Raw genomic sequence first — 531 nt, 5'->3', positions numbered from 1 at the left:
CGTGGCTGGGGGCGCGGGTCCGGCTGCTGGCGAGCGTCGGCGCCGACACCGGCGCCTGGCACCACGACCAGCTCGCGGCCTCGGGCGTCAGCCCTGTGCTGCGGGTGCGGCCCGACCATCCGACCGCGACGATCGTGGTGATGGTCGAGGAGTCGGGGGAGCGGACCATGCTCGCCCAGCGCGGCGCCGGCGCGCTCCTCACCCCGGACGACTGGGACGACTCCCTCCTCGACGGGGTCGGCCATCTGCACCTGTCGGGGTATCTGCTGTTCACCCTCGCGGGCCGTGCCCTGGCCGCCCTCGCCACGGAGCGGGCGCGCGCGTTCGGGCTGACCGTCAGCGTCGATCCGGCCTCGATCGGCTTCCTGAAGGAGCTGGGGCCCGAGGTGTTCGTCGCGGCGACCGAGGGCGCCGACGTCATCCTGCCGAACCTCGACGAGGCGCTGATGCTGACCGGCGAGCAGACCCCCGAAGGGGCGGCGGTCGCCCTCGGCCGCCGCTACGGGCTCGCCGCGGTGAAGCTCGGCTCGG

Annotated in this window: 1 protein-coding gene; it reads left to right on the top strand. The window is 75.1% G+C overall.

All coding sequences use genetic code 11. From position 1 onward, the window contains the following. On the top strand, positions 1–531 hold a 531-nt coding region (locus ACYVE7_RS35545), incomplete at both ends, for a carbohydrate kinase family protein (protein ID WP_460371113.1).

Source organism: Actinocorallia lasiicapitis (genome assembly GCF_054778695.1).
This window is presented reverse-complemented; position numbering and strand designations above follow the sequence as displayed.